General features: G+C 56.3%; 18 protein-coding genes, 1 tRNA gene and 1 pseudogene. 17 read left to right on the top strand and 3 right to left on the bottom strand.

From position 1 onward, the window contains the following. Positions 1-101 precede the first annotated feature (101 nt). The 12 genes from OZX74_RS04945 to OZX74_RS04890 all read left to right on the top strand — a co-directional run bounded on the left by OZX74_RS04945 (position 102) and on the right by OZX74_RS04890 (position 12,768). Positions 102-605: a hypothetical protein gene (locus tag OZX74_RS04945; RefSeq protein WP_277155886.1), complete on the top strand. Its 504-nt coding sequence runs from the start codon at positions 102-104 to the stop codon at positions 603-605. A gap of 56 nt (positions 606-661) precedes the next feature. Then, positions 662-2,008, top strand: coding sequence for a hypothetical protein (locus OZX74_RS04940; protein ID WP_277155885.1), 1,347 nt, complete (start codon positions 662-664; stop codon positions 2,006-2,008). Positions 2,009-2,306: 298 nt separating this feature from the next. After that, complete coding sequence (locus OZX74_RS04935) at positions 2,307-3,029, top strand: ABC transporter ATP-binding protein (RefSeq protein WP_277155884.1); 723 nt, start codon at positions 2,307-2,309, stop codon at positions 3,027-3,029. A gap of 467 nt (positions 3,030-3,496) precedes the next feature. Beyond that, positions 3,497-4,027, top strand: a complete 531-nt coding sequence (locus OZX74_RS04930) for a helix-hairpin-helix domain-containing protein (RefSeq protein WP_277155883.1) — start codon at positions 3,497-3,499, stop codon at positions 4,025-4,027. Between the two features lie 77 nt (positions 4,028-4,104). Continuing rightward, complete coding sequence (locus OZX74_RS04925) at positions 4,105-5,934, top strand: ComEC/Rec2 family competence protein (protein WP_277155882.1); 1,830 nt, start codon at positions 4,105-4,107, stop codon at positions 5,932-5,934. A gap of 117 nt (positions 5,935-6,051) precedes the next feature. Next, on the top strand, positions 6,052-7,047 hold the full coding sequence (gene holA, locus OZX74_RS04920) for a DNA polymerase III subunit delta (RefSeq protein ID WP_277157422.1): 996 nt from the start codon (positions 6,052-6,054) through the stop codon (positions 7,045-7,047). Continuing rightward, a complete protein-coding gene (gene tsaE, locus OZX74_RS04915) occupies positions 7,037-7,633 on the top strand; it encodes a tRNA (adenosine(37)-N6)-threonylcarbamoyltransferase complex ATPase subunit type 1 TsaE (protein ID WP_277155881.1) in 597 nt (198 codons plus the stop codon). The genes holA and tsaE overlap by 11 nt, the downstream gene beginning before the upstream one ends. A 178-nt stretch (positions 7,634-7,811) precedes the next feature. Beyond that, positions 7,812-8,681: a tRNA (adenosine(37)-N6)-threonylcarbamoyltransferase complex dimerization subunit type 1 TsaB gene (gene tsaB / locus OZX74_RS04910; RefSeq protein ID WP_277155880.1), complete on the top strand. Its 870-nt coding sequence runs from the start codon at positions 7,812-7,814 to the stop codon at positions 8,679-8,681. A 7-nt stretch (positions 8,682-8,688) separates the two neighbouring features. Further along, positions 8,689-9,318 (top strand): GNAT family N-acetyltransferase, encoded by a 630-nt coding sequence (locus OZX74_RS04905; protein ID WP_277155879.1) that lies wholly within the window; start codon positions 8,689-8,691, stop codon positions 9,316-9,318. Beyond that, positions 9,315-10,358: a tRNA (adenosine(37)-N6)-threonylcarbamoyltransferase complex transferase subunit TsaD gene (tsaD, locus tag OZX74_RS04900; RefSeq protein ID WP_277155878.1), complete on the top strand. Its 1,044-nt coding sequence runs from the start codon at positions 9,315-9,317 to the stop codon at positions 10,356-10,358. The genes OZX74_RS04905 and tsaD overlap by 4 nt, the downstream gene beginning before the upstream one ends. Before the next feature lie 121 nt (positions 10,359-10,479). Further along, positions 10,480-10,552 (top strand) — tRNA-Asn (locus OZX74_RS04895). Between the two features lie 236 nt (positions 10,553-10,788). Continuing rightward, the gene (locus OZX74_RS04890) at positions 10,789-12,768 is read left to right on the top strand and encodes an acyltransferase family protein (RefSeq protein ID WP_277155877.1); all 1,980 of its coding nucleotides are present in this window, start codon (positions 10,789-10,791) and stop codon (positions 12,766-12,768) included. A gap of 176 nt (positions 12,769-12,944) precedes the next feature. On the opposite strand, the pseudogene OZX74_RS04885 reads toward OZX74_RS04890, so the two are convergent. Continuing rightward, positions 12,945-13,459 (bottom strand): annotated as a pseudogene (locus OZX74_RS04885) (DNA-3-methyladenine glycosylase I). 303 nt (positions 13,460-13,762) lie between these two features. On the opposite strand from OZX74_RS04885, the gene OZX74_RS04880 reads away from it, so the two are divergent. Continuing rightward, positions 13,763-14,530: a peptidoglycan DD-metalloendopeptidase family protein gene (locus OZX74_RS04880; RefSeq protein WP_277155876.1), complete on the top strand. Its 768-nt coding sequence runs from the start codon at positions 13,763-13,765 to the stop codon at positions 14,528-14,530. Positions 14,531-14,691: 161 nt separating this feature from the next. Here the strand turns inward: OZX74_RS04880 and OZX74_RS04875 are convergent, their stop codons facing one another. Together OZX74_RS04875 and OZX74_RS04870 are read right to left on the bottom strand one after the other, a co-directional pair. Beyond that, a complete protein-coding gene (locus tag OZX74_RS04875) occupies positions 14,692-16,329 on the bottom strand; it encodes a hypothetical protein (protein ID WP_277155875.1) in 1,638 nt (545 codons plus the stop codon). 123 nt (positions 16,330-16,452) lie between these two features. Next, positions 16,453-17,676 carry an NADP-dependent isocitrate dehydrogenase gene (locus OZX74_RS04870; RefSeq protein WP_277155874.1) on the bottom strand — a complete coding sequence of 408 codons (1,224 nt, stop codon included), beginning with the start codon at positions 17,674-17,676 and terminating at the stop codon, positions 16,453-16,455. Between the two features lie 149 nt (positions 17,677-17,825). Between OZX74_RS04870 and OZX74_RS04865 the strand changes: the two genes are divergently transcribed. From OZX74_RS04865 to def, 4 genes are all read left to right on the top strand, one after another. Next, complete coding sequence (locus tag OZX74_RS04865) at positions 17,826-18,950, top strand: GuaB3 family IMP dehydrogenase-related protein (protein WP_277155873.1); 1,125 nt, start codon at positions 17,826-17,828, stop codon at positions 18,948-18,950. A gap of 229 nt (positions 18,951-19,179) precedes the next feature. Then, positions 19,180-19,686 (top strand): Rv3235 family protein, encoded by a 507-nt coding sequence (locus OZX74_RS04860; RefSeq protein WP_277155872.1) that lies wholly within the window; start codon positions 19,180-19,182, stop codon positions 19,684-19,686. Between the two features lie 80 nt (positions 19,687-19,766). Continuing rightward, positions 19,767-21,812 (top strand): AMP-dependent synthetase/ligase, encoded by a 2,046-nt coding sequence (locus tag OZX74_RS04855; protein WP_277155871.1) that lies wholly within the window; start codon positions 19,767-19,769, stop codon positions 21,810-21,812. A 32-nt stretch (positions 21,813-21,844) separates the two neighbouring features. Then, positions 21,845-22,327: a peptide deformylase gene (gene def / locus OZX74_RS04850; protein WP_277155870.1), complete on the top strand. Its 483-nt coding sequence runs from the start codon at positions 21,845-21,847 to the stop codon at positions 22,325-22,327. The last annotated feature ends 184 nt before the right edge of the window (positions 22,328-22,511 follow it).

The following is a 22,511-nucleotide window of genomic DNA, read 5'->3' as shown; positions in this document are numbered from 1 at the left end:
GTTATGAGTTCGACAAATATCGCCATATACGTTCTGCTTGACGGAATTTCGTATGTCGGCACGGCGATGTTTTAAAAAGGCGAAACGAAGGGACGAACGGCATGGGATACGTAGGTATGGTCAATTCGCTGTGGCGGCGGAAACGCTCGTTGCAGGTGCTTAATGCCGCGGCAAATGCGGCGGCGATGATGCTGGTGTTCGTGCTGCTGGAAGCGATGGCCTATCAGAGTTTGCAAAGCGATCCGTCGGCACCGGTCGGAGTTGCGGTCATCTGCGTGGTGTGCGCGGCGGCCGTGACGAAGATCGTCTCCGACCATACCTTCACCTCACAGTGGGAACAGCTTATGCGTCTACGAGTCACAGGCGCCTCGCCGATTCGCCTGTTCGGTGCCATTGTCGCCTACCAATGCGTTCTGGCTGTCTGTGCCGGGCTGGTCGGGGCATTGCTCGGCATTGCGCTCAATAAGCCGTTGCAGTTTCTTTTCAGTGGTTTCGTGGTGATACCGGAGGCCAGCATACCTGCGATGGCGATGGCGGCCATTGCTACGATGGTGCTTTCGGTGATCTGCAGTGTGCTTGGCGCGGATTGTCTGCACTCTCGTTGATCCGGGCGGTTCCCGATCTTTCCGCACGTCCGGTAAAGGCCGGAAAGAAGCGAAAGGTGACGGTAACGGTCGTGCTGGGGCTTCTTCTGGTCGTCGGTTGCATCGCTTCCCTTTTTCTGCCCTACACGGTCAGTCTCAATCTGACTTTCGTATTGAGCGTGTTGTTGGCATGGATGCTCATCCGTGTCGCGAAACCGATTCTGACCATTGTCGCCGGTCGGATGGCGGCGAATTGGCATAGGCATGGCGTCGTCGGTGCGGGCCTTACCTTGGCGTTCAGGGAAATGCAAGCCACGCGCTCCACCTCGCTGGTGTCCTTGCTTGCGGTCGCATCTGTGCTGCTGGCCTTCCTATACAGCTTGTATGGCTATACGCAAGCCGATGCCCAGTCCTCATTGAATTCGACCATGTCATCGACATCGGTGGCACAGGTTTCTCACGCTGGCACGCCTACGCGACAGGAGTCGCGTAATCTGATGGACTACGCCAGGTCTCGGGATGGCAATGCGTTGGTGCTCGCTCCTTCCACCGTCGTGCAGGAGGAAGCGATGAAGCGCGATTGCTCGGGACGAATCGAATCCTATGACCGCGGCAATGCCAAGGCCGTGATCAATGGCTCACTGCAGGTCATCAGTCCAAATCGCTCGATTGTTTCCGGAGATGTCAATCGTCAGGGTGTGGTGATCTCGGCGATCGTCGCGGACAACAACGGTCTTGATGTCGGTTCGCCGATGTGCGTGGTGCAGGGAGGCAAAACGTTCACTTCGCAGGTGGTTGCCATCACGAAAACAGCAAGCCCGTTCAGAGACTATATGGTGGTCGGTTATGATATTTCTGACTTGGCGGATAAGGCGGACACCGCAATCATTGCCGACAATGGCAAACGCACCGCAGCCGGCGGCGATTCATCCATGCCATCGAAGATACATGCCGGAGATTCGTTCATCACCGTGCTTCCGGCTGCACAATGGATCAGAAATTTACCCAGCGGCAAGGCAATGACAACCTCCGGAGGCGACGGCGTCAAGGAAGCGGCCCCAATCGTCTTTCCCGTTTTGGCCATCTGTTTTCTCGGCGCTGTTTCAGTAGCGTTCGACATGGTTCAGGAACGCAAGCGTGTCACTCAGGCGGCTTGGCTGGTCGGTTTCGGACGGGTACGGTATGCGTTCGCGAGCGCCGGGAGGATAGCCTTTGAAGCGTTTGCGGCGACGTTGTGCGGTGGGTTCGGCACGGTGCTTATCGTCAACATGGCCTTGCACAGCGAAAGCCGGATGCTGATTGACGGCATCAGCGGTTATGTGCCGATGAAGGCAATGACGGTGCTGTTTTTGGCTGCTTTGCTGATCTGTCTTATCGGGTTTGTCGCGAATGTTCTCATGTATCGACGGCAAAGCAAAGCATGACCTGTAGTTCTAAATCTCAAACCAAAGTTTCCGGCCTAAGCCATTTCGCGGTTCGCAAGCGTTATCGGAACGTTACAGGGGTGGAGCAAAAGGTTGATACGGAGCCTGCTTGGAATGTAAAGAGACGTTCGATAGAGCGTCGGAACGACCACATTATTGAAAACAGAAATACGAAGAGGAGGCCATAATGGCAATGACAAACGAAAATCATATACAAATTGATGAAAGCTTGGATCAAAGTGCATCCTTAAAGGTTCCAGCTGGAAATGAAGCCGGCAAAGAAAGCGGAAGCGCAACAGTGCTGCGATCCGAAGGCGTCACGTTCTCATACAGTCAGGGAAAACACTCGAACCGCGACGAAGCCGCAATCGGACCGCTCGATATCAAGTTGCGGCAGGGCGAGATCACCGCGCTTATTGGGGCATCCGGCTGCGGCAAGTCCACGACGCTGAAGCTGCTGGCCGGAATCCTTAGGCCAGGCAGCGGGCATGTCTGGTACGCAGACAGGGACATCGCCCGCAGTCTGGAGACCAAGCGAGCGAAGCTCAGACGCACGAAATTCGCGTTTGTTTTCCAGGACTATATGCTCATCGACAGCCTCACCGTCGCTGAAAACGTGACTTTGCCGATGAGTCTTGACAAGGAATCATTCGATATGAATGCCATGAAGCGAGCGCTCGCCTATGTAGGACTTGACGAAGGCCTTGCCGATGCGCACGTCTCCGAGCTTTCCGGCGGCCAGTGCCAGCGTGTGGCCATAGCGCGTGCGTTGATGATGCGGGCGGATGTGCTGTTCGCCGACGAGCCCACCGGTAATCTTGATCCCAAGGCGCGGGATGAGACGCTCTCCGCTATCGACGCCGCAATGAAAGGTGGGCTCAAGACCTGCTTGCTGGTCACTCACGACCCGCAGGTCGCCTCTCGTGCCAATCGGGTGCTCTATATGCGTGACGGGCATATCGACAAGGAATTTCTCGCCATGTCGGCCGCAGATGTTGAGGCGCTGTTGCTTGGAAAGTAACAGTGTGAACGTCATTCGTAATTGTGCATGAATGTGGACGGTTCGGCGGTGGAGGACACGACACGCCTCAAATGTGGATAACCCCTAGCATTCGACCACAGTGGCCGTTTCGGCTCGACTTTTGATGCCGGTTCGGTCATGCTTGAAGTATGGGCATTCATCTCAGTGGGCGGTCACATGACGAAGGCCGGCCTGTTTCGGCGCGGCTTCATCCCTCTGCCATGTCTGGGGATGAATCGTATAAAAATGGATTATCTGAAAATGAATCGTATGGAAACGAGCAAGGTCTTGACCAGGATTTACTGCGTGTTGGGCTTCCACCGTTGCCACCCATCGAACGTTGGCTGGTCGAACCAGGAAGCAGGGAAGTAGAACAAACCGAAAATACCCAGAAGGTTGACCTAACGAAAACGGCAGAGAATTTTGATTCTGTCATCACAGCTTCCGAATCGTCGGAGTCATCGAGCGTGCAGCGAACTATCCCCAGATTCGTGTTCAAACCCGCACAGGCGGTTGTGGTGATTCTGATACTGGTGGTGGCGTTGTGCGCGAGCCTGACGATGCTGGTGACGCAGGCGATCAATTACAACAAGCAGCAGGCGGAAGCCTCATCGGTCACTTCTGCAGTGGTGGGTGGCTCGAAAACGAAAGCTTCCGGACAGGCGCAGGGGAATGACTCAAAAGCCGGTGGGACTGCTGGTTCTTCATCAGCGTCCGCAGGAAACAAGGGGCAGGATAGCGCTACGAGCAGCACCGCAACTCCTACGAACCCCTCCACGCAAGCAGGAGCTTCAAGTAACGGAAACAATCTCGTCAATCTCAACACTGCCGATAGCACGCGGCTTCAGCAGATCAAAGGCGTCGGCCCGGTGATGGCGCAGAAAATCATCGACTACCGTTCGTCGATAGGACGTTTCACAAGCGTCGACCAGCTGCTCAAGGTTTCGGGCATCGGGCAGAAAACGCTTGAGAAGATACGCGGGCAGGTGACGGTCTGATGAAAAGCGCTGATACCTGTCAAGACACAGCTCCTGCAAACAAACGAGGCGGTGAGCAGGGTAGCCATGACTGGCGGATGCTGCCGGTGGCATTGTGCGTGTGGGTTGCCGCTCTCGGTTCGCATGCTGTGTTTGCTCTGCTTATAGGGCAACAAAACAGTATGGCTTCGGCCGGCCAAAGTAAAAGTAAATCGGGCGGCTCTTCGAATACCCAACCATTATCAGGCACAATGATGGATCAGTTGCTCGGCGGTCTGAGCATTGAAGCACTTTCACAAGCGGCAGTGCTGGCGCTTCTATTTGCCGGATTGGCTGTTCTGCTGGTACTGTCCCGGCGTTGGTTTGGGGAAAACGAAAAGGGTACAAAGACAAACCGAGTTCCAGATGACAGCAAAGTGTGGCAAGTGTTGAACGCATTTCGTGGTAACCGAAAGATTTGGGTTATGGTACTTGCCTCTTCTGCGCTGGCCGCGTTCATCGCTTCGATGAGTGCGGATGTCATGGCTTATCGCGACCCGGCTATGGCACTCGTGAGGGAAAGCGAAAGCACGGTCGAGGCAACGGTTCGCCTTGACTCGCCGGTTACTGCTGCGAGCTCATGGCAGGCCGATTGCCAGGCGAATGCGCACTTCTCCGTTATCGGCCACGACGGCATCTGGCAGGCCAGCGGATCGCATATCGTCCTGTATGCCAACAAACCAGTATGTGGACGGCTTTCGAATGGGCAGACCATCAGGACTTCCGGCACGCTGCAGGCAGCTCGCTATGGTATGCGACCGATTTGGCTGACGGTTGACGATGATGCGCAGACCCGTGTGGTCGAACGAGCGCCGCCAGTCAAGCGAGTTGTGGATTCCATGCAGCGTTCGTTCTTCTCGGTAACGGAAGGTCTTTCCGATCAAGGACGCGTGTTGGTTCCAGGGCTGACCATAGGCCTTTTGGGACAGGATTTCATGGGTGCAAGCACGAGCAAGCGTGAGCCCGTCAATGCCACGTTCGCCACGTTGCTGGAGATGCATTTCAAGGATTTCGGCATCATGCACCTGATGGCTGTCTCAGGCGGGCATTTCGCCCTGATCGGCAGTCTGATCCGTTCGGGTTGCGCCCGGTTCCTGTTGCCTCGTCAAATCGTCGCGATATTGACGGTGCTGGCCTATTCGGCGCTCGCGAGCGCCATGTATCCTTCAGACTCAGTGATGAGAGCCCTGATTATGGGTTTCTTTGCCGCGTCGGCCATGTTCGCCGGTAGAAGACCGCAGGCGATCAGCGCGTTGAGCTGGACGGTTATTTTCGTACTGCTGGTCAACCCCGCGATGGCGAGGAGTTATGGATTCGCGCTGTCCTGCGCTTCGGTGTTGGGCATCGTGTTGTGTGCAAAGCCTATAGCGGAACATCTTTCAGCGTTACTGCCAAAGTTCCTTGCCGATGGCATGTCGGTGACTATCGCCGCGCAGCTCTTCACCCTGCCGTTACAGGTGCTGATGACTCCGACGCTGCCACTGCTGTCCGTGCCTGCAAACCTGATTGTGGCGCCGTTTGTGGATTTCTCGACCCTTAGCGGATTGGCGGGCTTGGTCTTCGCGTCATCAATGCCTCATCTGGCATTCGTGTTTGTCTGGCTGTCCAGCTGCGGCACATCGGTGATGCAATGGTGCGCTGACACCATTGGTGGGTCGCAGAGCGCCACCATGCCGTGGGCCGGTGGGGTCGGCGGGGCATTGATGGTGGTGGTTTGCGAAATTGGCACGGTTCTGATGTTCAAAGCGTTCTTCGGTATGGCGAAAAAGCACGATAAAGAAGATTCTGTTGCCGGGAGCAATGGTTATCTTATGCAGCTGAGAAGCAAAGGAACAATATGGCTCAGAGAAACCGAACAAATGTTCGAACGGCTTTGGAGGCCGGATTAATGCGAGGAGACACAGCGTATGTCCACCTGTGACAGCACATTGAATATCATGGATACGGGCGACAGAATAGCTGTGCCTGTTACGAATATTTTCGGCGAACCGACGAATCGAGGAATGATGGCCGGAAAACGAGCCCAGCAGCGAACCCGGTTCGTGTTGGTCGTCGGAGGAGACGAGTTCCTCAACGAGCAAGAGGTACGCGATTGCCGTGACGAGGCCGCAAAGAACGATCCGGAAGCGGAGATCGTCGAACTCGATGCGGGCGAGGCGAGCCGATACGACTTCGACGAGGCCGTGAGCCCGTCGCTGCTGAGCTCGAGCTCGATCGTCACCATCCGCCACATCCAGAATTCCGAAGACGCGTTGACCGACACCATGGTCGATTACTGCACGTCCATGGCCAAGGACCCTTCCACGGTGGCTGGAACGGTCATCGCACAGCATGACGGCGGGCAGAAAGGCAAGAGAATCATCGACAGGCTCACCAAGGCGGGAGCCGAAAAAAAGGCGGTTCCCGATCTCAAGCGTGCCGACGCCAAGCTGAACTTCGTCATCCAATGCTTCGAGCGCCGCAAACGCCGCGTCGACCCTGCCGCAGCCCAACAGCTGGTCGCCGTGCTGGGGGAGAAGACCGGTGAGCTCGCCGCCATGTGTGAGCAGCTGTGCTTCGATTTCGACGACGACCCCATCGGTCTCGAGCTGGTCGACCAATACCTGACCGGCAACGCCGAGGTCACCGGATTCGTAGTGGCCGATGCGGCGTTGAACGGCAATGACGCCAAGGCCATCATCAACATGCGCGCCGCCGTCGCGCAAGGCACCGATCCCATTGCTCTGGTCGGCGCTCTGGCGATGAAACTGCGGACGTTGGCCAAGGCTTCCGCGCTACGTTCCGGCAGCATATCCCAAGCCGAGGCAAAAACCAATCCATGGGTCCTGCGCAACGCCACCCGGCAACTCGGCGGATGGACATCCGCGGGGCTTTCCAGATGCATCCAGACGCTGGCATGGGCCGACGAACAGAACAAGACCAACGGGGGAGACCCGATGTATGCGCTGGAGCGTTCCATCGAACTGATCAGCCACAAAGGACATATGACAAATGAACGATGAATCATCGTACTCGGTTAATGTGCCAACTGGTGAGGATATGCAAAACCTCGGCAGGAAGGCGGCCGCTTGCGTGCGCGGCGGTGACGTCCTACTGCTCTCCGGGCCATTGGGCGCCGGCAAGACGACATTCGCACAAGGTTTCGGTGCGGGACTCCACATTGCGGAGCCGATTGTTTCCCCCACCTTCACCATCGCACGCGAACTTGATGGCAGCTTCGCCGATGGCACGCCGGCGCATCTGGTTCATGTTGATGCCTACCGGCTTGGAGGAAATGATTTCGCGCCGGGCCAGGATACGGTTGACAGGCTGCTTGACGAGTTGGAATCGCTGGGGCTTGACGAGGAACTTGAAGATCCCGGCGAACAAACCGTGGTTCTGATGGAGTGGGGCGAGCAGATGGCCTCCGCGTTCGCTGAGGCTCGTCTCGAAGTGCACATCGATCGTCCAATCGACAAGGAAACCGTTGCCGCAGAAATCAACAATCACAATGTCGAATTGACCGGTGACGGCATACGGACGGTAACGTTCGTGCCCGTCGGTGAGCGTTGGCAGGATTTCGACCGACAATTGGATTTGATGAAATAAACAAAAATCACAGAGTCATTTCGTAACTTTTATGAGAAAGCGTCGAAGTTTTGTACCTTGACTACAGACGTGTTGGGTTTGTGGTTATGACAGCGTTGTACAGTAACAACGGCATGAACTTGGTTCGGTGATTAAAACATCCCCGAATGGGTAGCGTGGAATGGTAGGAGCGGCAAATATGGCGAACACACTGGTCATAGACACCTCGTTCGGTTCGACGGTCGGCGTCTTGGGACACGAGCCCATCATGGAAACCGATTCACGTACCCATGTCGAAAAGCTGCAGGTCAATATCGGCACGGCCGTGGGCTCGGCGGGGCTCGCGCCCGGCGAGCTTGACCGGATTGTCGTCGGAGTCGGACCGGCGCCATTTACCGGGCTCCGCGCCGGAATCGTCGCGGCGAAGGCCATCGCATACGCCACCGGTGCACAATTGCTCGGCGCCGACATCCTCGAGCCACAGGCATGGATGATGAAACTGAAGCGTCAGGGTGATGTGCGACTTGCGTCTTGTGATTTTCTTAATGTGATAGATAAAACTTCAGACGAGCAAAACGTTCATCATCTGACATTGGCTGTCAATGACGCCCGCCGACGTCAGCTTTATTTCGCGCTTTACTGTGATGAAGAGACTCGCGCCGGAGAAAATATTGCGAGTCAAGAATCCGGAGGCGCAAATTCGCAACCTTTCGTTTCCGCGCTGATTGACATGGATATCGATTATCCCCAGCATATCGTCGAACGAATCAAACAGGCCGTGCAAGAGCATGCCAAAGCAACCACTTCGCAGAGCCAATACCGTATCGATATTGTCGGCCACGGCGCTTCGAAATATTCCGAAGTATGGCAGAATTTCGGCGAGATGCTGGGTTGCGTCATCGACCATTCCGTATTGGACGCGGGATTGGAAGGTCTGCAGATTTTTGCCGACTGCGCTAACGAAGGCGCGATAAAACCGGTCGAACCGTTATATCTGCGTCGCCCGGATGTCTCGGTACCTAACCCGCTGAAGCATGTTTTGAATCATGCCGGGGCCACGAAGGCTTGATTGCCTGATGATTGTCGAATTCGGCGAACTTGACCAACAGTGGGCATTGGAGTCTGCTTCCAAGATGGAAATGGAGCTTTTCGACTCGCAGGCTTGGGATTTGCAGACATTGCATCACGAGATGGCAGACGCTTCCAGAATTTACCTTGCCGATGTTGTTGGTGTTGCTGACGTCAAAAGTGATACTGAAAGTGGCGATGCCAGCGATGCCGCAGGTTTATCCGCTGTTGCTGAATGTAATGCGTTGTGTGGACGAAAGCCGCTAAAACAGGTTCAACGGGCTGCGGCCGATAGGATCATGCGTGGTTACGCGGGCATGTGGCATGCCGGTGGCCAAGCCGAAATCCTGACCCTTGGTGTCGCCAAACGTTTTCAGAGGAACGGCATTGGCAAGGGGCTTCTCGATAGGCTGATCCAATACGCGCGTCTTTACGGTGTCCGTCGCATCAAACTGGAAGTTCGCGTCGACAATGAACCGGCAAAACGCCTTTATCGTAGTCGAGGATTTGCGGATATCGGTCTACTGCGGCATTACTACCAGCCCGAAAACTTCGACGCCATGCAAATGGCCTTGGACCTCGAAACGCATATCATGGGATTCGGCAGCGTCAAAGAGAATATGGAGCAAAAGCAATGAGCGAACCGACAGTACTGGGTATCGAATCGACCTGCGACGAGACCGCGGCGGCCATCGTGCGCGGACGCACCCTTGTTTCCAACGTGGTCGCCTCCTCCATGGAGGAACACGCGCGTTACGGCGGGGTCATCCCCGAAATCGCCTCACGCGCCCACGCCGAAGCGTTCGTGCCCGTGGTCAGCAAAGCGCTGGCCGACGCCGACATGGACCTTTCCGACATCGACGCCATTGCGGTGTCGGCCGGTCCGGGCCTTGCCGGCTGCCTGGCCGTCGGGGTGTCCGGAGCGAAGGCGCTTGCATGGTCGGCGAACAAGCCGATCTACGGCATCAATCACGTCATCGGTCATATCGCCGTCACCCAACTGCAATTCGGGCCATTCCCGAAAGACACCCTGGCGCTTATCGTTTCGGGCGGCCATACGTCGCTGTTGCACGTCGGAGACGTCGCCCGCCACGTGGACGTCGTCGGCACGACGCTTGATGACGCCGCAGGGGAGTGCTTCGACAAGGTCGCCCGCCTGCTGGGCTTCCCCTACCCGGGAGGCCCCCATATCGACAGGCATGGCCAGCTTGGCGATCCCCACGCCATCAAGGTGCCGCAGGGCCTCACCAAGGGCAAGGCAGGCAAAGAGCATCCCTACGATTTCAGCTTCTCGGGCGTGAAGACCGCCGTGGCCCGTTGGGTTGAGGCACAACAGGCCGCAGGCAACCCGATTCCGGTCGATGACGTCTGCGCCTCGCTGGCCGACTCGGTCGCCACGGTGCTGGCCAACAAGGCCATGCACGGATGTGAGGAATACGGTTCCAAGACGTTGATCGTCGGCGGCGGTTTCTCCGCCAATTCCCAACTGAGGGCCAAACTGCTTGAAGTCGGCGAGCAGCACGGTGTCGAGGTGCGCATCCCGCAGATCAAGCTGTGCACCGACAACGGCGCGATGGTCGCCATGCTCGGAGTCAACCTGGTCGAGGCCGGCATACGTCCTTCTGCTCCCGATTTCCCGATTGATTCGGCCATGCCGATGAACGTCATCAGCGTCTGAGCCGCTTCCTTGAACCGCGACACCCCGCAAAAATCAGGCGACACGCCATTGGAGTTGCGAGCTGACGATTCTTGTATATTATATATTTCTTGTGCGGTGCTTGAGGCTTCGCACGGGACATTCCCGCATAGCTCAGTTGGCAGAGCGTCTGACTGTTAATCAGAATGTCGCTGGTTCAAGCCCAGCTGCGGGAGCGGAAAGATAATCCCGGGAGTTTAACTCCCGGGATTTTTCGTAAGTGGCAAGATCATATCGGCGCGACGTATGACATCAATGTCGTCATTGTTGGATTTTCTTATTTTCCCCGTTCAGGCGGGAATTTAGCGGCGTGTCAATTCCCCTTGCAGCATCTATGCCTTTTGTTATGGTACTGCCTTGTGACCCAAGCTGAGATCGTCACGAATTCATAAGAAGCGTAAAAGAGGTTGATGTGCCACGCACCGGGAAAAGCCCAAATACGGCTGAAATGGATGCGTCCGGTGCCTCACACCCTTCTAACGCGTCTAGGAACAACGCAATCGATGGTCTGAGAGCCTTGGCCATCATCGGGGTGGTGGCCTATCATGTGCGTCCGTCTCTGCTGCGTGGCGGCTTTCTCGGCGTCACGGTGTTCTTCGTCATCTCCGGTTTCCTGATAACCGGCAGCGTGGAACGACGGATGTCCGGACCGCAGGGGTTTCATTATGCAGGCTACCTGTACAGGAAAATCAAGCGTCTGACCTTCCCGTTGCTTTCCCTGATCGCACTGGTCGTGCCGATCGCCTATCTGCTTTCGCCGGGCATGCTTCCGAAACTGCATCTCGATGCGCTGCCCAGCGCGTTGTATGCCAGCAATTGGGTCTATATCTTCCGTAAGGTTTCCTATTTCAGTGCCGCGGGACTCCCGTCACCGCTTACCCATCTGTGGTTCCTCGCACTGACCATGCAGTTCTATCTGGTCTGGGTCTCGCTGCTGTGGCTGATGCACCGGCTCAACCTGAGGCTGTGGACCAGATTCTCCCTTACCCTTCTGATTGCCGCCATTTCCACCGCTCTGATGGTTGTTCTCTATGTGCCGGAAGCCGATGTGTCCCGTGTCTATTACGGGCTTGACACGCGCTTTTCCGAACTCATGATCGGTGCCTTGCTTGCGTTCGTGGTTGAATGGGCAAAAGCGAAACACGGTGGAAAAGATGAAAAGGAAGAAAAAGAAAAATCGATGAATACCGGGAGTTGGTCAAGCCCGATGAATCTGCTGCTCGCCGCCGCCGGATTTTGCCTTCTCGCCGCACTGGTCGTCCTGTATAGCGTTTGCACGGGTAATGATGCGATGCTCTATCGTGGTGGTCTGCAAGTGGTGGCTCTTATCGTCGCCCTGCTGCTCGCCGTCGTTCTGGTTCCGGGCAATCTCTGCCGTTCGCTTTTGGGGATGCGGGTGCTACGTTACATCGGCTCACGCTCCTTCTCGATCTATCTGGTCCATTACCCGCTGCTTGAATTCATGAACCCCGCCATCCGCACACAGCCGTTGCGTTGGTGGGAATGGATCGTGCAATTCATGGTGCTGTGGGCGTCCTGCGAGGCCTTCTATCAGATGGCCGAGGCGGTGCGCAAATCCAGGCCTGCAGGCAAGGGGCCATTGCGCGAAATGCGCCTGATCACTAAGATCCTGGCGTTGTGCGGTGTGGTGGCCGTTGTGCTGTGTACGCTACTGCCTGTCAATTTCAATAGGTTGGCCGGCGAACGTTCGTCTGTCTTACGACGGGAATATCTCGCGGTCGAGCGAAACCTGGGAATGGCGACTGCGATCAGAAGCGACCTGATGACGCTGCGCAGGTCGGCCGTGCCCAAGCCGTCGCTGAATCTGCCTGTGCGTTTGGTGCCGAAGGCCGCCAAGGTACCCAAAAACCTCGATACCAAAGGTTGGACCTACGATGCCGCCACAGGTTCATGTAGTGCGAATCCTCTGATTATCAGCGATTCCGTGGAGATGGGTGCGCACGATTATGTCCAGCAGCATATCCCGGCAAGCATTCAGGACAATATGGTCGGCCGCCACTTTTCCACAGGTGCCGACCTCTTCCGCAAGCATCAGGCGCAAGGCCAGGCCGGAAGCGTTGTCATCATGGCATTGGGGACCAACGACCGCATTGTCGACGAACAACAGGTCGAGGACCTGATAGCGGCGGTGGGCGACGAACCCATATACCTCACTACGGTCCGTATGCCCGATACCTGGCAGGATTCGAACAACCAGATTCTGCGTTCCGTGCTCGCCAGGCATCCGAATGTAGGGCTTCTTGATTGGTATTCGGTGAGCAACATGCATCCTGAATACTTCTACGACGACGGGACGCATCTGACTCCGGGGGAGAACGGCGGCCGTGAGGCCTACGGCATCATGCTGAGGCAGGGACTGTGCGGGCAATGATCCACTGACTATATGTTTTGTCCCTCGATCGTCACGATAGACGGTTTTGATAAATGTGACCAAATATCTCTTACCGGAAGAACTATTGTCGATTTCGGAGCAGTGCAATCCCTCGGATGATTTCTGGGGAAGTGTCTTTATGAAAAGTTTGCCGGAAAATTAACGCGCCTATCGAATCAGTGATCTCTTGCAGGGCATCTAAAGCAACCCTGCAAGTGGTCGTTGACGATGCCCATCGACTGCATATAGGCGTACATGGTGGTCGGTCCGACGAATTTGAATCCGGCTTTTTCATGGCCTTGCTCATATCGATTGATTCCTGGGTTACGGCAGGAACCTCCTCCCGGCTTTTCGGCCTGCGCACGCATGGCCCGTCAGGGGCGAAACTCCAAATATAATCGGCAAACGGCATATCCAGATCAAGTGCGACTTGCGCGTTGTGAATCGTGGCTTCGATTTTCCGTCTGTTGCGAATGATGGCTTTGTTCTCCATGAGTTCGGGTATTTCGTCTCTCATTTGCGCGACCCGTTCGATATTGAAATCGTGGAAGGCCGCATCGATCGCCTTGCGCTTGTTGATGATGGTGTTCCACGAGAGGCCGGCCTGCATGGCCTCAAGCGCAAGCCGTTCGAACAGAGCCTGCGAATCATAGCAAGGCGTACCCCATTCGGTGTCGTGGTAGACCAGCATGTCATGGCTCAGGTCCAGATACGATTGCGGCCAGCAACGCTGCAGGCCATCGGGCTGGACCTTCGACTGATTCGTTGCGTTTTGAGAACTGCTCTCTGATGGCTTTCTTTTGGCACTCATACCTTAGACTTTCTTTTTTGCATTTACGTCTTTTATACTCTCGAGCCTCGGCACCTGTGCAGATCCGGTGGATAACTTTTGCGACACGCCCGGGCGTTGTGGATAACCGGGGGCATCCGACCACACCTCCTGTTTTCAATGTGCTATTTAAAGGTTACGAGGCATAGTGAAAGAGACGGAAACATGGATGCCGATAGTACAGCGAAGGGAGGCACGGCAGTGAAAATGGAAGATAGAGGAAGGCAGTGGCTCAAATGGGCACGACTGAGAGCTGAAAGGGAACAATGCCGGCAAAGGATGATCGATTCGGTTCGGCGTCTGATCACGATTGTTGCGGTTTTTGCGGTATTGTTGATAGGCTTCACAACAGGAGGGCATGAAGCCTTGGCCTTGCCAAGCGACGATATCGGGGAGACGTCATATTCATCTTTGGAAAATAATCAAACTTATGTGTCCGCTCCGTCGACAGGTCAATATTCATTGGGATTCATTGAACCGATTGGCTCTGTGGACCCTCCGATCCATGACGGGAAAGGGTGCAAAGCCGATATGGGATGGCCCGTATTGCCACATGTAGTCATCAGAAGGTTCAAGGCTCCCAAACAGGTTTGGGGTCCTGGGCACCGCGGGGTCGATATCGCAGCAGTGGAGGACACGCCCTTGTTTGCCCCAGCAAGCGGTTTCATCAGCTTTGCCGGCATCGTTGCGGGGAAATCGGTGGTGAGCATCCGCCACAAAAGCCTCACCTTGACCCTTGAACCGGCGCAGACGCTTCTGCCGATAGGGACACCGGTGGTCAAAGGATTGCCGATCGGTACCGTCAAGGGTGTTTCGGACCATTGCACCGGAATCTGCGTGCATTGGGGAGTAAGAAAAAGCAGGAAGGAGTACCGTGACCCTCAGCAATTGGCGGCAAGAAGGAAAATAGTGCTCAAGCCTGTTGCTTCGTAATGGGGCGATTCGGCCCGTTCGAATGGAATGAAGGTCCGTTTTTCGTGAATCCAGAAGCCCGTGTTTAAAAGAGATAAGGCGACGAGAAGAACATTCCCTACAGAAATGTTCTTCTCGTCGCCTTATGAGCCGGAAATCCGAGGGGCAGCAATCAATCCCTTCTACAATCCTGCATCCGCCAGTGAAATGTATCCGGGTTCGATCAGCAGGTGCTTGAGGTTGCCTGCGCTGATGGCCATCGGCTTCTCGTGAATCGTGTCCATCTTTGTGCCGTTGATTGTTGTCGTCTTGACGTAGGAAAGTTCCGTGACGTTCTTCCCTGCCTCGATCGTTGTTGTCGCGCCGGCGATGTCTCCTGACAGTTTTTGGATGTTTTCCATACCTGTCATCCATTGCTTGCCGTTGACTACGTCAGGCATCATATCGGCATAAGCGCCATAACCGGTGATAATCGGCCAAGCCATATCACCTTCGCTGTCAGATTGCGATTGCGTTTCGTCTTCGGTGCCGCTTTCCTTGCTGTCCTTCGGCTTGGGCGGGGCTACCTTGTTGAGATTGTGTTTGCCGGTCAGTGTTCCGACTATGCCGGAGACTTCAATCTCAGGATTGATGTCGGCGGCGGTACCGGTGTATTTGAGGGTGGTCAGCTCATCCACAACCGCGGACGACACGAAATCGTTCATGGCCAGAATGCCATCGACATGAAGCGGCTGGCCTTCTTTGGACGAATCGGTGAGCCTGTCGTTGAGTTCCGTCTTTATCTCGGCTGTTTTGGAAGCCTTGAACGACACCGATTCCCAATCCTTGTCGGTAGTGGATGCGCTGAGCTTTTTCGACGGGCTGATGGCGCGGCCATCTTTGAAGTAGGGCTGCAGCACGTGCCATATACCCGCAAAAGCCTCTTTGGCGAACGTCTGGCTCGTATTGAGAGTCGAATCGGTGTCCTCTCCCACAGGAATCATGACCTCGAGGGATTTCGGATGCATCTTGGTCGTCTTTTCCAAAGCGAGTTTCGAGACAAGCTGCCGGGCTTGCAGAACACCGATCTGGCGTGGGGTCGATAGGCTCACGAAGACATCGGGAGTGAACCCGGCCAGCGGATTGGCGAGAATGACGGTATGCGCTCCGACTTTCCTGGCAAGTTTCAGGGTCTTCGCCAGACGCTTCCCGGCCGCGATTTCGTTCTGTTTGTCGGTTTTGTCCTTGTCGTCTCCGTTTTGTGCTTGCGTCGTCTTGTCTGCCGAGGAGGGAGAAGCCTTGGAACCGGTATTCCCGTTGGCAGCTGTATTGGTTGCGCCCGACGGCTTTTCGGTGTCGTATGCGGGCGCATCGGCGGGATTGGTGACATAATCGCCGTATTGCTCGTTGCCTTTGTTGGCCGAGGTCGCAGGTGCGACGATCAGCGTCGTATGGCGGTTGGAGTCATCCGATGCGGTGGCAAGCTGGTTGACCACATAGTCCTGCACGTCCTCACTCTGCTTGCGGAGGTTGCCGTCCGTCTTCACTTTGATGTTCTTTGACGAAAAGCCCGCATCGGTCAGCGATTTCGTGATGGCGGGGGCGAGCTTGGCCCACTTGTTCAGCGGGGTGTGCGAGGAGATGGAAATCCCATCGGACGGGGTGAACACCATTACATTGCTCTTGGCCACCGCCGAACTCACCGATATCTTGTCGGTGTCAATAGAGGTGGCCCCCGTATCCTGACCCCCGCTGCCGCAAGCGGCTGATGCCGTCGTAAGAACCAGGGCTGTGGCGAAAGCCAGGAAACGGGCCAAGGGGTGCTTGCCGCGCGTCGTCATAAGTCATCCTTCTTTTTATATATTTCGAATTAACCAAAATCGATAATAGTCTGAGGCCGATATGAAAGTGCCATCGCATGGATAATCAGGATGATATGCGACGGCACTGAATAAAGCCTTTGACTAACGTGATTGGCCCAATTCCTTTTGCAGTCCTTCGTCCAAGGCGTCCATGAAACCAGCCGTATCGAGCCAAGGCTGGTCGGGACCTACGAGCATGGCCAGGTCCTTGGTCATCTTCCCGCCTTCCACGGTGTTGATGATGACCTGTTCCAAGGTTTCGGCGAAATGGCCGACTTCGGGCGTCTCGTCGAGCTTGGCCCGCTGCTTGAGCCCTCCGGTCCATGCGTAGATCGAAGCGATGGGGTTGGTCGAGGTCTTCTCGCCTTTGAGCCAGCGACGGTAATGGCGGGTGACGGTGCCGTGCGCAGCCTCGGCTTCCACGGTCTTGCCGTCAGGGGTCATCAGCACGGAGGTCATCAATCCCAGCGAGCCGAATCCTTGTGCCACCGAATCGGACTGCACGTCGCCGTCATAGTTCTTGCAGGCCCAGATATAGCCGCCGTGCCATTTCATCGTGCTGGCCACCATATCGTCGATCAGACGGTGTTCGTAAGAAAGGCCCTCAGCCTCGAAACGGTCCTTGTATTCGGTTTCATAGACTGCGGCGAAGATGTCCTTGAATTCGCCGTCGTAGGCTTTGAGAATCGTGTTCTTCGTCGACAGATACACCGGATAGTGCCGCATGAGCCCGTAATTGAAGCAGGCCCGCGCGAAGCCGCGGATGGAGTCGTCAAGATTGTATTGCACTTGGGCGACGCCCGCACCCGGATAGTCGTAGACCACGTGTTCGATGGGCTCGCTTCCGTCGGCGGGTGTGAAGGTGACCGTCAGGCGTCCCGGTTTGTCGACCTTGAAATCCGTGGCCTTGTACTGGTCGCCGAAAGCGTGGCGGGCCACGACGATGGGCTTCTTCCAGCCGGGGACCAATCGCGGGATGTTGGCGATGACGATGGGCTCGCGGAAGATCGTGCCGCCGAGAATGTTGCGGATGGTCCCGTTCGGCGACTTCCACATCTTTTTCAGGTTGAATTCCTTGACACGTGCCTCGTCGGGGGTGATGGTGGCGCATTTGACGCCGACATGGTGCTTTTTGATGGCGTTGGCCGCATCGATGGTCACCTGGTCATCGGTCGCGTCGCGGTTTTCGATGCCGAGATCGTAATAGTCAAGATTGACGTCGAGATAGGGCAGGATAAGGCGGTTCTTGATATCCTTCCAGATCACCCTCGTCATCTCGTCGCCGTCAAGCTCGGCGACCGTCCCTTCAACCTTGATTTTTTTCATATCTGCCCTTTCTCTGCTATCAGGAAATACGAAGCCATTATCACGCCTGAAGATGTCATCGGCGTTGCTTTGACTGACTGGCGAGACGCTCTTTGTACGTCATTGCCGATCGTCTACGCTCGTCACGTAGGGGAAGTAATCTGGAAGCCATGACTCAGGAAATTGAAATCGGTTTGGGCAAAAAAGGCCGTTTGGCTTATTCCTTGGACGATATCGCCATCGTCCCCTCACGCAGGACCCGCGATCCGCAGGACGTTTCGACGTCTTGGCAGATCGATGCCTACCAGTTCGACGTGCCGGTGCTTTCGGCTCCGATGGATTCGGTGACCAGCCCTGCCACGGCGATTGCCATGGGCAAGCTCGGCGCTCTCGGAGTGCTCGACCTCGAAGGGTTGTGGACACGATACGACGACCCGCAGCCGCTGCTTGATGAGATCAGCCGGCTTGACGAGAGCAGCGCCACAGCCCGTCTGCAGGAGATCTACGCGGAGCCGATCAAGCCGGAACTGATCACCCGGCGTCTTCATGAGATACGTGACGCAGGCGTCACCGTCGCCGGCGCGCTTTCGCCCCAGCGCACGCAGGAGTTCTATTCGACCGTCGTCGACGCCGGCGTCGACCTCTTCGTCATCCGCGGCACGGCGGTTTCGGCCGAGCATGTTTCGCAGAAACACGAGCCTTTGAATCTGAAGAAGTTCATCTACGACCTTGATGTGCCGGTCATCGTCGGGGGAGCGGCCAGCTATACCGCGGCCCTTCATCTCATGCGTACCGGTGCCGCCGGCGTGCTTGTCGGTTTCGGCGGCGGAGCCGTTTCCGCGACACGGGCAACCATCGGCGTCCATGCGCCTATGGCCACCGCGATCGCCGATGTGGCCGAGGCCCGTCGTGATTATATGGACGAATCCGGCGGCCGCTACGTGCAGATCATCGCCGACGGCGGCATGGGCACCTCCGGCTCGTTCGTCAAGGCGCTGGCCATGGGCGCCGACGCGGTCATGCTCGGAGCACCTTTGGCACGTGCGCAGGAAGCACCCGGCAAAGGCACGCATTGGGGTGCCGAGGCTCGCCATCCCTCCCTTCCCCGCGGGAAGCGGACAACAGTCGGTACGGTTGCGCCGTTGCAGCAGATTCTTTTCGGGCCCAGCCATAACGCCGACGGAACGGTGAACTTCATCGGCGCCCTTCGCCGGGCCATGGCTTCCACCGGCTACGTCGACCTGAAGAACTTCCAGCATTGCGACGTAACAGTCACGCTTTCGCATCTGGGCTGATTGAGCGAGTAACCAAGTCGTTTTTCTAAGCGGACTATCTATGTGACCGGGTAGTCCGCTTTTGTATCCAAATTATCCGTTTATGTTCCATATCATCGTTTGTGATTCAAGGTTTTCTTCAAAAATCCTCAATAATCTTGATTTTTGCCGAAATAGCTTCTTCTGCCTTGACAAAGCCTTCAATATCTGTTGCTCTGGAGAGTGAATGTGAACAGTAAATGGAGGTTCAATGATGAACATGCAGATGCAGGCGCAGCCCCAAAAGATGGCATTCGGATATCGTTCCGGACTGCCGACATACGATGGATTCATCCGAATCGAATTGTCGAACCGTCCGGTTCCCTACCATATTTCGCGTTGTTATCCGGGAACGTTGAGCGAGGCCGAATGCCAGAAATTCAGCCTCGCTTCCTGCAGGCTCGCCTGTATGTGTCTTGATATGATACGACGGCGTACACCCCCGCAAAGTCTTCAGCATATCCTGAGCGGCCCCTGCCTCCAACGTCTTGAAACGATGTCGTATCTTTTGGAAAACCATCTGCGTACGCATCAGGAGCTCAAGGAGAGGTTGTGCTATCTTCCCGCGGTTCCAATGCTGGTGTATACCACCTTGGTCAGTCCGGATATCACCGAAACGGTGGTGAGCCTCGCTGTAGGCAAGTCAACCTATTGGGCCACTTTGGTGTTCAAACGCAGTGGATCGCGTTGGATTTGCACGACCGCCGACCTCGGCTGAGCCACCATAAAACATTATTCCGAGTTGCCGGAAGTTACGCTAACGTAGTTTTGGGGCAACGAGCGCGTATAGTTGTGCTTATGTTGCGAGAATTCTATTTGGATCCTGTCACCAAGACCACAGATAAGGACACCATTTATTCACTGTTGTCCAAAAGAGCCGGAAAAGACCCCGACGGCGAGATAGCTGAATGGCTGGACGGAAACACCCAGCAATGGCAAAGCGTGACAGCCGGTGAAATGCTCGATCGCGTGCGCTCGGTAGCCAAGGGACTCATGGGCCTGGGGGCCAAGGCAGGGAGCATGGTCGTCATTTATGCCGCGACCAGTTACGAATGGGGAGTGGTCGACTTCGCATGTGCCGCCATCGGGGCGGTAAGCGTGCCGATTTATGAAACGGATTCGCCCAAGCAGGCCAAAGGCATCGTCGAGGATGTGGACCCGATTGTCGCTTTCGGCGGGGATGCCGAGCATACCCAGACACTCGAGGAACTACGCCGCGACCGCGAAGGCCTCAAGTATGTATTCAACCTGCAGGAGGGCGGCCTGGACGCCATCTCGGATTTCGGGACTTCGGTCAGCGATGAAAAGCTCGACGAAGCCATCTCCCGCGTACGCGCCGATGACATGCTGACCATCGTCTACACCTCCGGTTCCACAGGCAAGCCCAAAGGCGTCATGCTTTCGCACCGTAATTTCGTTTCCACGACGTTCATCGGCTGGGCGGTGCTCGACGACATGCTGTATCAGCCGAGCAGGCTGCTGCTCTTCCTGCCCCTGGCACATTGCTTCGCCCGCTACATCCAGTATGTGGCCATCGGCGCGCACGGCGTGGTGGGCTACACCTCGAGCGCCAAGCATCTGCTCACCGATCTGAGGACCTTCCAGCCGACGTATCTGCTTGGGGTGCCGCGTGTATTCGAGAAGGTCTACAACGCAGCCTCCCAGAAGGCGGGCGCAGGGCTTCAGGGCCGCGTGTTCGGCATGGCGTTCGATCACTTCGTGCGTTGGTCGAAGGACGGGCAGGAAGGCAGGGGCCACACCATTGCCGAACGTATCAAGCACAGGTTCTACATGAAGACGGTCGGCGCTTCCGTACGCAGCGCCTTGGGTCCGAAACTGAAATATCTGGCTTGCGGCGGCGCCCCGATGAACGCCGACCTCGCGCACTTCTTCAACGGCATGGACGGCATCACCTTCATCCAGGGATACGGCATGACCGAAACGGCGGCCCCCTGCATCGTCGCCTTCCAGGACTTCAACAAGGTCGGGGCCGTCGGACGTCCCGGCACCGGCATCGCCATCAAACTTGCCGACGACGACGAGCTGCTGATCAACGGCGAGGACGTCTTCCTCGGCTACTACAAGCAGCCGAAACTGACAGCCGAGGCCAAGGAACCGGGCGGCTGGGTGCATTCCGGCGACATCGCCCAGATCGACGACGACGGTTTCGTCTATATCACCGGAAGAAAAAAGGACATCATCATCACCGCCGGCGGCAAGAACGTCAGCCCCGCCCCGATGGAAGACACCATCGGCACCTGCCCGGTCGTCTCCCATGCTGTTGTGATCGGCGACGGCCGTCCCTTCATCGCCGCGCTCATCGAGCTCGATCCCGAGATGGTGCGCTCCTGGCTAGCCAACAACGGCATGGATGAGAATATGCCCATGCCGGATATCTGCAAGAACGATGCCGTTCGGGCCTTCGTCCAGCAATATATCGATCAGGCCAACAGTTCGGTCTCGCGCGCCGAATCCGTACGTAAGTTCGTCATCATCCCGGATCAGTTCACCCAGGAGAACGGCATGCTGACGCCAAGCATGAAGGTCGTGCGCGGTGAGGTCCTGAAACACTACGCCGATCTCATCAACACACAGGTCTATACTCCTAAGACGCGAGTCAAGCCGGCCCCGTCGGCTACTGCAGGCTTCATCGACAAGACCGCGGAATCCGTACGTCAAGCCACTGATGCCATGACGCCTAAAGTCCGCGAAGCCTATGAGCAGGCCAGGCAGAATGTAGGCGTCCATCTTGCCGAACGCGAAACGGAGCATGACGGCGACGATTCTCGCGAGGATACACCGAAGGCGCAAGAGCAGGGAAACGACTCGCCAGCAGAAAAATAAACGGCCGCTAAAGCATACAGAGGAGCAGAGCATTGTCGTTACGAGAAATAAGGGTCGTGCCGGATCCGGTGTTGAGGACCCCATGCGAACCGATTCGTGAGATAACCCCAGCCGTACGCAACATGGTGCAGGATTTGCTGGATACCGTCGACGACCCCGGCCGCGCGGGGCTCTCCGCCAACCAGATCGGCATCAGCCTGCGCGCGTTCTCCTACAACATCGACGGCAAGCTCGGCTACGTGCTGAACCCCGTCCTCGAAGAGACCCGGGGAGAGCAGTACGGCGACGAAGGTTGCCTTTCGGTGCCCAAGCTCTGGTACAAGACCAGACGCGCCGATTACGCCCGCGTGCGCGGCATCGATCTTGACGGCAAGACCATCGTCGTCGAGGGCACCGGCATCATGGGCCGTATGCTTCAGCACGAGACGGACCATCTCGACGGCCACATCTATCTCGACCGTCTTGAGAAGGAGGAACGCCGCGAGGCTATGCGGCGCATGCGTGAGGGACAATAAGTCAAGCCTTAAAACGGTGATGAACGTTATGGGTTGTTCGGATATCGATGAAACGTCGGTGTCCGAACAACTTTTTATATCGAAGAATCGTTCATCGAGTAACCCGGCTATTATTGCTTGGTTTCCAAGCCCGGATACCTGCCAGGTTACGCGGATACCGAAGAACTGCCTTTTATACCACGTT

Origin of the sequence: Bifidobacterium sp. ESL0798, assembly GCF_029395415.1 — a bacterium.
Classification (GTDB): Bacteria; Actinomycetota; Actinomycetes; order Actinomycetales; family Bifidobacteriaceae; genus Bifidobacterium.
This window is presented reverse-complemented; position numbering and strand designations above follow the sequence as displayed.

Coding starts and splice junctions, on each gene's coding strand:
- OZX74_RS04880 (WP_277155876.1), top strand. CDS start 13,763: ATGGATGCCGATAGTACAGCGAAGGGAGGCACGGCAGTGAAAATGGAA.
- OZX74_RS04855 (WP_277155871.1), top strand. CDS start 19,767: ATGTTGCGAGAATTCTATTTGGATCCTGTCACCAAGACCACAGATAAG.
- holA (WP_277157422.1), top strand. CDS start 6,052: ATGGCCGGAAAACGAGCCCAGCAGCGAACCCGGTTCGTGTTGGTCGTC.
- OZX74_RS04865 (WP_277155873.1), top strand. CDS start 17,826: ATGACTCAGGAAATTGAAATCGGTTTGGGCAAAAAAGGCCGTTTGGCT.
- OZX74_RS04905 (WP_277155879.1), top strand. CDS start 8,689: ATGATTGTCGAATTCGGCGAACTTGACCAACAGTGGGCATTGGAGTCT.
- tsaB (WP_277155880.1), top strand. CDS start 7,812: ATGGCGAACACACTGGTCATAGACACCTCGTTCGGTTCGACGGTCGGC.
- OZX74_RS04870 (WP_277155874.1), bottom strand. CDS start 17,676: ATGAAAAAAATCAAGGTTGAAGGGACGGTCGCCGAGCTTGACGGCGAC.
- OZX74_RS04875 (WP_277155875.1), bottom strand. CDS start 16,329: ATGACGACGCGCGGCAAGCACCCCTTGGCCCGTTTCCTGGCTTTCGCC.
- OZX74_RS04945 (WP_277155886.1), top strand. CDS start 102: ATGGGATACGTAGGTATGGTCAATTCGCTGTGGCGGCGGAAACGCTCG.
- tsaE (WP_277155881.1), top strand. CDS start 7,037: ATGAACGATGAATCATCGTACTCGGTTAATGTGCCAACTGGTGAGGAT.
- OZX74_RS04860 (WP_277155872.1), top strand. CDS start 19,180: ATGATGAACATGCAGATGCAGGCGCAGCCCCAAAAGATGGCATTCGGA.
- tsaD (WP_277155878.1), top strand. CDS start 9,315: ATGAGCGAACCGACAGTACTGGGTATCGAATCGACCTGCGACGAGACC.
- OZX74_RS04925 (WP_277155882.1), top strand. CDS start 4,105: ATGCTGCCGGTGGCATTGTGCGTGTGGGTTGCCGCTCTCGGTTCGCAT.